Annotated in this window: 11 protein-coding genes and 1 pseudogene; 5 read left to right on the top strand and 7 right to left on the bottom strand. The window is 51.9% G+C overall.

Features of this window, described 5'->3' with window-relative positions:
- Positions 1–369: pseudogene (locus AA105894_RS08495) on the top strand (hypothetical protein); the annotation flags it as partial.
- A 46-nt stretch (positions 370–415) separates the two neighbouring features.
- Here AA105894_RS08495 and AA105894_RS08490 read toward each other — a convergent pair.
- From AA105894_RS08490 to AA105894_RS08460, 7 genes are all read right to left on the bottom strand, one after another.
- Positions 416–736, bottom strand: coding sequence for a hypothetical protein (locus tag AA105894_RS08490; protein ID WP_267311343.1), 321 nt, complete (start codon positions 734–736; stop codon positions 416–418).
- 55 nt (positions 737–791) lie between these two features.
- Entirely contained in the window at positions 792–1,214 is a 423-nt protein-coding gene (locus tag AA105894_RS08485) for an antirestriction protein (RefSeq protein WP_267311342.1), read from the bottom strand.
- Positions 1,215–1,720: 506 nt separating this feature from the next.
- Positions 1,721–1,852 (bottom strand): hypothetical protein, encoded by a 132-nt coding sequence (locus AA105894_RS08480; protein WP_267311341.1) that lies wholly within the window; start codon positions 1,850–1,852, stop codon positions 1,721–1,723.
- Positions 1,853–1,947: 95 nt separating this feature from the next.
- Positions 1,948–2,232, bottom strand: coding sequence for a transcriptional regulator KorA (locus AA105894_RS08475; protein WP_267311340.1), 285 nt, complete (start codon positions 2,230–2,232; stop codon positions 1,948–1,950).
- Positions 2,233–2,503: 271 nt separating this feature from the next.
- Entirely contained in the window at positions 2,504–3,181 is a 678-nt protein-coding gene (locus tag AA105894_RS08470; RefSeq protein WP_267311339.1) for a transcription elongation protein SprT, read from the bottom strand.
- Positions 3,178–3,663, bottom strand: coding sequence for a hypothetical protein (locus tag AA105894_RS08465; protein WP_267311338.1), 486 nt, complete (start codon positions 3,661–3,663; stop codon positions 3,178–3,180). The genes AA105894_RS08470 and AA105894_RS08465 overlap by 4 nt, the downstream gene beginning before the upstream one ends.
- Positions 3,656–4,501: a nucleotide-binding protein gene (locus tag AA105894_RS08460; RefSeq protein ID WP_267311337.1), complete on the bottom strand. Its 846-nt coding sequence runs from the start codon at positions 4,499–4,501 to the stop codon at positions 3,656–3,658. The genes AA105894_RS08465 and AA105894_RS08460 overlap by 8 nt, the downstream gene beginning before the upstream one ends.
- A gap of 439 nt (positions 4,502–4,940) precedes the next feature.
- Here AA105894_RS08460 and AA105894_RS15960 point away from each other — a divergent pair, with 439 nt between their 5' ends.
- Genes AA105894_RS15960 through AA105894_RS08440 form a run of 4 tightly spaced genes read left to right on the top strand, consistent with a single transcriptional unit; the run spans position 4,941 to position 10,612 of the window.
- On the top strand, positions 4,941–5,471 hold the full coding sequence (locus tag AA105894_RS15960) for a plasmid mobilization protein (protein WP_373316751.1): 531 nt from the start codon (positions 4,941–4,943) through the stop codon (positions 5,469–5,471).
- Positions 5,461–8,112 carry a TraI/MobA(P) family conjugative relaxase gene (gene traI, locus AA105894_RS08450; protein WP_267311335.1) on the top strand — a complete coding sequence of 884 codons (2,652 nt, stop codon included), beginning with the start codon at positions 5,461–5,463 and terminating at the stop codon, positions 8,110–8,112. Before AA105894_RS15960 ends, traI begins: the two co-directional genes overlap by 11 nt.
- Positions 8,109–10,049, top strand: coding sequence for a type IV secretory system conjugative DNA transfer family protein (locus AA105894_RS08445; protein ID WP_267311334.1), 1,941 nt, complete (start codon positions 8,109–8,111; stop codon positions 10,047–10,049). The genes traI and AA105894_RS08445 overlap by 4 nt, the downstream gene beginning before the upstream one ends.
- Positions 10,046–10,612 (top strand): lytic transglycosylase domain-containing protein, encoded by a 567-nt coding sequence (locus AA105894_RS08440; RefSeq protein ID WP_267311333.1) that lies wholly within the window; start codon positions 10,046–10,048, stop codon positions 10,610–10,612. Before AA105894_RS08445 ends, AA105894_RS08440 begins: the two co-directional genes overlap by 4 nt.
- Positions 10,613–10,648 lie beyond the last annotated feature (36 nt).

Here is a 10,648-nt window from a genome sequence, read left to right as displayed (position 1 = left end):
AAAGGTGAGAGAGCTGCCCCTGCCCCTGCCCCTGCCCCTGCCCCTGCCCCTGCCCCTGCGGCCGAGATCGGCCAGGAGCTGCCAGCCAAGGAACCAACGGCCAAGGGTGTATCAGCGAGATCGCAACCGACCGGGGGATTTGTTGTTCCCACGGTAAGCAAGGCTTCTCAGAAATCACACGCAATCAATGTCGTGTTCCCCGAAGATATCTGGGTAGAGGTGGAAAAGTGGTTTGATCAGCATCCCGGTCATACGGTTAAGAGTATGCTTTTTTGTGGCTTAAAAGCTATCGGCGTTGAGGTAGATGAAAGTCATCTGACGCCAAAGGTAGCGCGGTCCTACAAGAAACGCGCAAAGAAAAAAGATTAAACTGATGTGAGTCTATGCCCGCCCTCCGGGCATAGACAGTAAAGACTTAGGATACGATCTTATTTGTCAATTCGTTATCTGACCAATCGGCATATAGTTCGCTGCCATCTGGGCAATTGCCGTAGATGAAGAGTATCCAGCCAACTTTTTTGTAAGACTGGCCCGTATATGGCGTAGGTTCAACGAAGTCGATCCTATCTTCTCCGGTGCTGCCAAGAGCAGCCATAATTTCGGCCACATTCAGACTTGGTTTGGATAGCGCCCAATCCTCTCCTTCCCACACTCTGATTGCGTAGCCAGCGCGCATTGCGCGCTCGATCACTTCTCTGGCTTTCTGTTTTTCGCCAAGAGTAAGAAAATCAGACATTTATGTTCCCCCGAGAGAGAAGGCCCAGGCATAGCTTGGGCCTTCATTTTTTTCGTTAGTCGATTGCTGAAAAGATGATTTCAGACTCGGGGTGAGTGTCCGCGAAGGCGCGTAGCTGATGATAGCGATCGCTCAACAGTTCAGTGGAATATGGACTGGCCATGCTCAGGTGCGACAACGTGAACAGTGTGCAGATAATGCCGACTGCGACTGGAGAGACCGCTGAAGAGCGAAAGCCGTTACTCAGTATGGAAATGGATACGGTTTCTTCGCCCATTTCGGGGTACATGAACCCGCCCCCATCGGGGAGTTCGATGAATTCCCAGAAGCCTCCTTTATATTCGTCGCAAAAACGGGAGGCCATTCCGAAAACAGTCGCTTCACCTTGGAGGTAAAGGCGAGGACCGAAAAGCATAGGCGTAAAACGCATACGGTTCTCTTCGGATACTTTTTTGAGTTCTACGGTATTGTTAATCATGTTTTCTCTCATTGTGGCTTGTTAGCGGTTGTTTGCCGACAATGCCCGCTAACAAGGTGATATTATTATGGGAGAATCATGTAGTCAATAGCGGTAAACAGTTATTATTCGATAACTCTTTCGTAGAATTCTTGGGCGCCTTCCGGCGTGCCTTTGTAGAACTGTCTTCCGGCAGGACTTCGCCAACAAGGCCAAAAATCTCTTCGGCTGTCGGGTGGTAAAGCCTCCACAGCGCGTCGTATCTTGCGCCACGCTTTCGCTCTTTGAGCCCTGCTATAAGCCTGCTCAGGGCTCCATAGGGCTGATCTTTTTTGGGGGCGGTGGATCGTATCCGAAAAGAGGGGTACGGGCTCTGAGGGCTGATTTGCGGGCTTATTGGCTGGCTGTGGGGTGAGCCATCTCAGATCGTCGGGGTTGATGGTTTTGATGCCGAGAGGCCATCTTAGAAAACGCAACGGCGCTTACTCCTTCGGTGCGAGGCGGAGTAACCCGCCTCGCGATAGTCGTCAGATCAGATCGATAATGATGGTGGCCAAAGTCATGAGTGAGGCGAACGCAACACCTTCAGCTAGGAATTTGGCAATTCCCTTTACAAGAGAATATTCGTCATGAAACTGATTGATGGCTTTGAAGGACATTATTATCTCCATTGTGGTTTGTTGTCTGGTGCTTGCCGACACCTCTAGACAACATGGAGATAATACATTTAGTATGATTTGTAGTCAATAGCAGTCTATAGAGATATTTTGTTTTTTTCTTCTTTTTCTATTTCTTCGACCTTTCTTGCTGCATCTGGCGGTAGCCAGACCGTCACTTTGACCCAGCCATTAGGCACTGAGGCGCTGGCTTGTTCTAGCCGCCGAATGATGGCCGAAACTCTCTGTTTCGTAAGGCCGAAGCTGGCTGCTACTTCCTTCTGAGATTGGCCTTGGACCAGGACAAGGCGACCGATTTCAATGCTCGTAGAATCCAGCTTGGATAGAAATTTCACGGCGCTATCAAACTCTTTGGGGGTCATGATGGGCTTTCAATGGGGTTTGGTGGCCCGAGAGCCAGTCAGGGAGCAAGGCGCGTGGTAGCGATATCGATGACGATAGCTATTCCCCGTGATTTCGGTCAATAGTTGTCAATATATAAAATGAAATGACCCCGAGACCGGCAAGCCTCGGGGTCGGGTTCGTCAACCACAACGAAGTTGATCCCTCAAAACGAGATCGAGGGTCTTTTTAGTACGAGCCGGACAGGTAGGAAATCAAAATCTCGGAATTGTTCATGCCGGGGCTTGTTCGCTATGTTTGCGGAGCATCAGACGAACTTTCCTCTTCTGTCTCATCTTCCGGCCAGTCAATAATCATCCTCACGCTATGAACGCCGCAAATGGGTGCCCCCTTGCGGGCATGGGTCGCGGTGAGCCGAACGATATAATCACAACTCTCTTTCGCCTCACCCTCGGTAATGCCGGGACAATATGCTTTGAGCATATGGGTCTTCTTTTTTGCTCGTGGAGCCGTCTCGCGGAAACCGATATCGAGTGTGGCATGAGGCAACGGACCCAGAGATTCGGTCAGGAGGCTGAGCTTGTCATTCAGAGCAGTTCCCGGCATGGCCTCACGCATCTTGCCGACAAGCCCTACCTTGATTGCGGCTTCTCGAAAAACTGGACCGTGCCCGCTCCCCAAAGGGATGCAGGCATGAACCAATTCATGGACCAAGATGCCAAGCACCGTCAGAGGTTCGGCCTGATCGGGGCGAATAAAGATTTCATTGTGCTGGTCAGCAGATGCGACGGAGGCCCAGCACTCACCCACACAGGTGCTTTTGCTGCCCTTACTTGGGAATCCTATGGCTGCTCGGATCGAGACCGGCAAAGGAAAGCCGCACGCCTGAAAATGGGGCCGCAATGCAGAGATCGCGGCCTGAAGCCATTCTTCGCGTAATGCAAAGACGTTGGTAGGTATCTTGCTCATAGGTGTGTGCCGATGATCAGACCTACGAAAATTCCGCCTGTCAGGAGCGACGCAAAAGCGCCCCACCAAGCCCATTTGGCCGATTTATTGGCTTGCTGAGTAAGCGTTTCCTGAGCCGTGGCGAGCTGCTTGGCTGAGTCGTTTTGAGCGGTGGTCTCTGCCCGAATTTTTGTCACGCTCTGCTCAATGGCCTCTTTCAAATTCGCGAGGCTATGTTCAGCAATATGGGTGGCTGCGGTGTTGATGATCTGCTCGGCAATCAGCTTTGAGTCATCGATCTGCTTTGCCAAGAGAGGCGTAAGCGTCGCCACGTATCGCTGTGCTGTACGCTCTGCCATCAAATCCATGAGTGTAGCGACGGCCAATATCGGGTCACTATCAGATAGACGCAGAGAGTGTTTTTCGCGGATCGCTCGCTTTACCTCTTCCAGATCGAGCGGCGGCAGGCTGGCTAGATTCCGGGAGGCGGTCATATCAGCCAATGCCTTCCATTCCAGTTCTGATCGCGCCGAAAATCGCTTCCTTGATCTTCATGAGCCGCGATCGTTCCATGGCGTAGAATTCCTGATCATTTACCGCTTCTTCGAAAGTTATCTTCTTGGCGAGCATTGTAGAGAATACTGTTTTCGATGCGGGGCTAAGCTCTGATATTTCAACAATACCAGAAATTTCACTTTTATATTCTTTGTAAAACCCACAGTCCTCGAATCTTGTTCCGGTGCTTTCTTCGAACGATCCTTGACGTTCGTTGATCCACAATACCGCCGTCACATTATCGATGCCGGGAAGCGCATCAAGGATTGTAGCGCAGCCACTCAGTGTCATTTCAAGCTCGGGGCCGGTCGCGATGACCAGGTGCAGCGTGGGCGCGCAGCCGGTTTCGGCGAGCATTGTGAGGCTGTCGTCGCCAATCAGATGCTGGACCATTGGCTTGAATGACGCTGCGCCATTGTCGATGACGTATGTTGCGGGTTGTTCGGCAATGTCGGATAGCATCTTATCCAAGGCCCGATGATCCGTGCTGCTTTCGCCCTCTTTGTAGAGAGGGACGATTTCGGCTTTCAAACCTTCAATGGCCTCAAGGGAGCTGTTGACCGGATCGGTGTCAAGGCAGCGGACGATTGCGCCGGTGGTTTTCAGGTATTGCGCAAGCAGGCTGGATACCAGCGTTTTGCCAACGCCCCCCTTGCCCTGAAGCACGAAATGAGCCGCGTTGCTTGGGCGTGGCTTCTCAGTCTTTGTTGAGCCAGCGGCTGACTTTTTCGCTGTCTGGCTTTGAACTGAATTCGAGGGGGCCTCTGTTTCGTGGGTGTCGGTCATTTGTGGGTGCTTTCATGTTCGTGTCTGAGGGGGGCAGCTCAGGGGATGGCTTGGGGGCGAAATAGACCTTCAGCCAATGATAGAATTGCTTTTTGCTGCATGGAATTCTGTCTTGGTATTTCTCGAAAATCTCTTTTCCCGTGAGCCGATTATCGTAATCCGTTTTTATTTCGTCTTTTAAAGCGTGGAATCTTTTCCTTGTTTCGCCCCATTGACCTTTGGTCATATCTCGATGCGCCTTTCAAACACTCTATCATCGGAGTGCTTTAAAGCACACCGTTTATTATCATATATGACAACAAAATTCTGATTGGGTTCGTTTCTTTCTTTTGGACGACTCAGCCCCCTGATCCGAGGCTCTATCTCGGTGAATCTCGGTGAATCTCGGTGAATCTCGGTGATACTCGGTGAATCTCGGTAACGGAACCCCCAAACCGCAATGTCCTTGCATGATTCACCGAGATTCACCAAAATTCACTTGGCGTCAGAAGGCAAGATGTGCAGCCCGGTACCGGGCAGCAGCTTATTCGCCTGCGGCTCAACGCATTGGGGGGACGAGGATATGTCTGAAAAACCTGCCGACAGGACTGATCGACGGAGAAAGGACAGTGGGCCTCGCTCTGCAAAGGCCCCATTGAAAGTCAGGGTCACGGAGGAAGAGCGATTAGCAATCGAGAAGACAGCCAGAGCTGTTCGACTGCCTGTATCAGCCTATATGCGGAAGGTAGCCCTCGGCTATCAGCCGCCCAGCCTGCTCGATCAGGAAGCCATTATCGAAGCCTTCCGTATCCGAGGCGACCTTGGCCGCATGGGCGGACTCTTCAAGCTCTGGCTGGTGGAAGCGCCAGGGCAGGCCGTATCAGAAGATGAGGTTCGGGCTGCGCTCGACAGAACGCTTGAGCTGCAAAGCGAGCTGACCTCGTTGATTGATCTCATGCGCGAGAAAGTGACGGTGCATCGTGATCGCTAAGAGTGTTAGTCGCAAGACGAAGGATAGCTTTGCTCGGCTCGGAAAATATGTGGGCAATGAGGCCAAGCAGAGCGCGGCAGTCGAGGGATGGGGGCGTTTGGCTTCCTATGCCGCCGATAGCGGTCATGATGGCGCCAAGGTCGCGGATGACGGTATCCGTTTTACGAATATGGCCGGTGTTACCACTATGGCCGATGCCATATTGCTCGTTGAAGCAACACAAGGCGTCGCCCTCCCGTCGAAGGCAGATCGTAATTATCATCTGGTGATCTCTTTCCCTCCTGGGGAGAGGCCGCAGAAAGAGCAGTTGCAGGATATCGAGGACGCTTTGGTCAAGGCCATAGGTCTCGAAGATCACCAGCGGTTATCAGCCATCCACGACGATCAAGACCACCTGCATATCCATGTGGCCATCAATAAGGTCCATCCTGATAGCCGTAGGGTCATCACGCCGCATTACGATAAGAAAAGTCTGATGGCTGCGTGTGCCCGTCTGGAAGAGAAACACAACCTCACTCGGACACATGCCCCCAAAGTCACGATGCCGGACGGCACGGTTGTTCGTGGTGGCGCTGCCGACAAGGAGGCTCACGGAGGTGAAAAGAGCCTGTTGCGCTGGGTGCGCGACAACGCCAAGGATGCATTGATCAATGCTGCGAGCTGGTCTGAGATTCATGAGGCGGCTGGCCAGTTCGATCTATTGATCAAAAAACATGGCGCAGGCTTTGTCGTCTGCACGAAAAGCAACCCGGCGCTGGCTATCAAAGCCTCAGACGTAGATCGCTCACTGTCTATCAAGCGTTTGCAGGATCGTCTTGGGCCATACCTCCCACCCGAGAATATCGAGCTGGTGAATGATGCTGAGGCGACTGCACCTCATGTCGATGACGCCGATAGCCAGACCGTGCAGGCGAGCGCGGGGGCGAGTGCTGCCGAAGATAGCCCCGATGGGGTTGAATTGGACAGGCCCGCGAATGTCGAGCTGGTGAATGATACTGAAGCGACTGCGCCTCATGTCGATGACGCCGATAGCCAGACCGTGCAGGCGGGCGAGGGGGCGAGTGCTGCCGAAGATGGCGCTATGGCAAAGCCCACCAGTCCCAAGAAAAAATATGGGCCTGAGCCGATTAAGCGCAGTCCCGAGGCAGAAGCATTATGGGCGGCTTATCTGGTCGAGAAAGAAGAGGCACCGCGCCGTAGAGAGGAAGCGTTAAAGGATATTCGGGACCGCCATGAGGCCGTTCGGGCATCTGCCCAGGAGGATTTGCGCGGGCACCGAGAAAATGCGCGGATGCGGCACTATACGCCGCAAGAAAAGCAAGCGCGGATCAATGCAGAGAAAGAGAGAATTCGCCAATCCAAAGAGGATGCTGCACGCGAGCGAGATGAAGTCAGGAAAACCAACAAGACGCCGAATTGGTATGATTATCTCATAAGTGAGGTCGAGGAAGGGAATGCAGAAGCTCTAAAAATACTTAGGCAGGTAGAAAAAAGAAGGGATACTTTCGCTCGAAATATACTGCGTGCCGAGGACTGGTCAGCCGGTAAGGATATCGTTCTCAAAAACGTGCAAAAATACGTCAGAAAAGACGGAACGATTATCTATCAAACCGAAGATGGCGGGAAAGTCGATGACCGGGCCAAAGAGATCACGGTCAATGAACTAAGCGCCGGGTCAGCGGCTTTGGCCCTTGTCTTGGCGGCTGAGCGTTTTGATCGACCTTTGAAGGTGGAAGGCACAGAAGAATTCAAGGACGCGCTTGCTCAAGCTGCGTCATTGCCAGGAACAACAATCCGGTTTGCCGATGCGGATATGGAGGCAAGGCGGGTTGCAGCAGTAGCGCGAAGAGAGGCCGACGAGCGGCGTTTCTCACAGACGGCGACTTACCTGATAGTCCCGCCAAGCGAGCGGAATGAGGCGAAAGAGCGCGGTGCGCGATGGGACGCGGCGGTCAAGCGGTGGTTCGTTCCTCCGCGTATTGACCTTGAGCCTTTCGCGGCTTGGAACCTTGCAAAGCAGGGCGCGGACCCAGCCGGACCCGGAACCACACTTATCGTTCCCAAAGAGCATCGCGATTTCGTCCGAGATGCCGGGGCGCAGTTTGATGCTGAGACGAAGACATGGATTGTCCCTTCTGGCGTTGATCCTGCCGTGATGGGCTTGGCGCAATTCGTGGATGGGAATGGACGTTTTTCCAGTCAGAAGGTCCATTTGGAAGTCCCATACTCAGAGCGGGACGAAGCAAAAGAGCGCGGTGCGCGATGGGATTCCGTATCGAAGTCTTGGTATGTGCCTCCTAGAGTGGATCAGGCCCCTTTCGCCAAATGGCTCGGGAGCCAGAACGAAGATGACGACTCACTGGGAGTTTTCGTCTCGCAACGAAATTCTATCAACAGCTCACGTTATCCGATAAAGCAACACAGAACGCTCGCAGATGGTGAGTCGATCAAGGGGAGCTTTGTTGAGATGGCAGTCATGTCAAATCGTAAGGCGGTCGTACTGATTGAGACGGACACAGAGATCGTCGTGGCGCCGGTCAACGCTGTGCAGACGGGAAACCCTGCTTCGTCGCAGCCAGGGGATATGATCGAGTTGAAAAAAGATAATGCGAAAACTGTTAGAAGTGGGAAACGCCGATGAAGCAGACTGTTATTCCCGTAATGCAACGCGGGGAGCCTGCGAAGACCAAGAAAACAGGTCTGCGGCAATTGCTTCTTTTGACCGCTATGGGGCTGGGTGTCATAGCGATCAACGGTGCAGCTACGCATTATGTGGCTGAGCGATTTGGACGCGATCCCTCTTACCTTGGCCCGTCTGGTGCGGGCGGGTTCTATGCGCCTTTGTCGTGGCTCGGCTGGCAGTTACGATTAGGCGTATATAATAAGCCTCTCTTTTACATGCTCGATTGGTGCGTGTTCGGTGGTGTCGCCTTCACACTCATCATAGGGCTGGGTGCAATGATGAGTGCCGGACGCCGTAAAGCGGCGCCGATAGAAGGTTTGCACGGTACTGCGAAATTCTCCGAAACGGAGGACGAAATAAAGGCCGCTGGGTTGTTGTTACCCGAAGCAGCGGCAAGCAATGCCGTAACAGTTGGGGGTTGGACCGATCCAACGGGGCGCTTGAGATATCTCAGGCATGAGGGGCCAGAGCATGTCATGGTGGTGGCTCCAACCAGATCAGGAAAGGGTGTAGGTTTGATTGTGCCTACATTGCTATCTTGGACACGATCAGCAGTCGTGCATGATATAAAAGGCGAATTATGGGCGATGACTTCAGGTTGGCGTCAGAAACATGCAAAGAATATTGTTTTAAAATTTGACCCTGCGAGCCCTGAAGGTTCGTGCGGATATAATATACTATCAGAAGTTAGACTAAATACGCCATATGAGGTCGGAGATACCCAAAACCTCGTCACCATTATTGTTGATCCTGACGGGAAAGGTATCGAGGGGGATCATTGGGCGTCAAGCGCGCATAGCCTTCTGGTCGGCCTTATATTGTATCGCCTTCGACTGGCTTCTTCGGAAGGCCAGGAAGTGCCGTCTTTGTTCGACATAGGCTGGTCTCTTTCTGATCCGACAAAAAAAGATCGCGAGTTATGGGATGAGATGCTCGCGTATCGTCTTCCAGGGACTGACCAGATTGACCCTGTAATCGGGCAGACCGCTCGGGATATGATAGGTCTGATTGAACGGGGGGAGGAAGAATATACTTCTGTTATGTCAACTACTAAAAGATTTCTCAATATATATAGAGATCCAATTATAAGAAAGAACATAAGTTCTAGCGATTTCAAAATGTGGGATATCGTAAATAGCGAAAAACCCGTCACTCTGTATTTCGTTATCCGCCCATCTGACAAGGAAAGACTTAGGCCGCTCGTTCGTCTGATGATGAATCAAATTATGCGTGTGCTGACTCGCGATCCCTTAACGTTTGATAGCAGTAACCAGCCAATAAGACCTCATAAGCATAGGTTATTGATGATGATGGACGAGTTTCCATCATTTAAGAAGCTCGAAGTTTTCGAGGAAAGCATGGCTTTCGTCGCTGGATACGGCATAAAATGCTATGTCGTTATTCAGGACTTTAACCAGTTATGGAAAGAATACACCGATAACGAGGCTATAACCTCGAATTGCCATGTGCGCGTTGTCTATGCCCCTAACCGTCAGGAAACGGCTGACGAGATCAGCGCAATGACCGGAACCATGACGGTAGTAGCCGAGGATATCTCTGAGAGTGGCAAGCAGTTTGGTATGACAGACAGCGTAAGTCGTTCATATCAGAACGTTTCTCGACCGCTAATGACGCCTCACGAAGTATCTACGATGAAGTCGCCAAAGAAAGACTCTCGCGATATGATAACCGAGGCGGGAGATATGCTTGTTTTCGTTGCTGGTCACAATGTTATCTATGGAACGCAGCCTCTATATTTCCAGGATGCTACATTTCTGGCCCGTGCAAAAGTTTCTCCACCCAGGACGACTGATCGAATCCAGTCATCCCAGATAGCTATGAGTGTGGGTCAGAACGTTCCGGTCCTGCCAAGCACTTATCGAGTGCCGGTATGATCGGGCCGCTGCTCGCCGCCTGTGCGGCTTTTGTGGCGCCATCCACATTGGACGCGGTAATTAGTGTTGAGAGTGGTGGCAATGAGCTTGCGATACACGATAATAGCGGGGCAAATCCGCCGTCACCACGTAATTTATCTGATGCAATAAGGACGGTAGAACATCTTATATCTGTTGGTCATAGTGTCGATATTGGATTGATGCAGATTAATAGCCGGAACTTACCGGCTTTAGGTCTATCTGTATCTCAGGTATTTAGACCTTGCGAGAATATACATGCGGGCGCGTCTATCCTCGCATCTGGTTTTGCGAGAGCCTTACGGGCAGGGCGTCAAGGCCAAGACGCCCTACAGGTGGCGCTATCATACTACAATACAGGATCGCCGTTGGCGGGCTTCGAAAACGGCTATGTGGCGCGCTATTATATCAAGGTAAGCCCGCATGAAATCCGGCGCTGGGCTGGGCCTTCCGGTCAGTTCAAAAAAACGACTAGCCCCTACCAAATCGAGACGGAGATTGAAATTCCTGATGATTATTTTCATCAGGTTTCGTCCGGTAGATAGGCAAAGATTGCTTGTACTGAGTTATCCAAAATAGCA

The organism is Asaia spathodeae NBRC 105894 (assembly GCF_025994195.1).
In the GTDB taxonomy this organism is placed as follows: Bacteria; Pseudomonadota; Alphaproteobacteria; order Acetobacterales; family Acetobacteraceae; genus Asaia; species Asaia siamensis.
The sequence above is the reverse complement of the archived record's forward strand: the minus strand, read 5'-3'. Positions and strand labels throughout refer to the sequence as shown.

Bases quoted from the DNA above. Each gene is read 5' to 3' on its own strand.
- AA105894_RS08470 (WP_267311339.1), bottom strand. From the start codon at position 3,181: ATGAGCAAGATACCTACCAACGTCTTTGCATTACGCGAAGAATGGCTT.
- AA105894_RS08460 (WP_267311337.1), bottom strand. From the start codon at position 4,501: ATGACCGACACCCACGAAACAGAGGCCCCCTCGAATTCAGTTCAAAGC.
- AA105894_RS08475 (WP_267311340.1), bottom strand. From the start codon at position 2,232: ATGACCCCCAAAGAGTTTGATAGCGCCGTGAAATTTCTATCCAAGCTG.
- AA105894_RS08490 (WP_267311343.1), bottom strand. From the start codon at position 736: ATGTCTGATTTTCTTACTCTTGGCGAAAAACAGAAAGCCAGAGAAGTG.
- AA105894_RS15960 (WP_373316751.1), top strand. From the start codon at position 4,941: ATGTCCTTGCATGATTCACCGAGATTCACCAAAATTCACTTGGCGTCA.
- AA105894_RS08440 (WP_267311333.1), top strand. From the start codon at position 10,046: ATGATCGGGCCGCTGCTCGCCGCCTGTGCGGCTTTTGTGGCGCCATCC.
- AA105894_RS08445 (WP_267311334.1), top strand. From the start codon at position 8,109: ATGAAGCAGACTGTTATTCCCGTAATGCAACGCGGGGAGCCTGCGAAG.
- AA105894_RS08485 (WP_267311342.1), bottom strand. From the start codon at position 1,214: ATGATTAACAATACCGTAGAACTCAAAAAAGTATCCGAAGAGAACCGT.
- AA105894_RS08480 (WP_267311341.1), bottom strand. From the start codon at position 1,852: ATGTCCTTCAAAGCCATCAATCAGTTTCATGACGAATATTCTCTTGTA.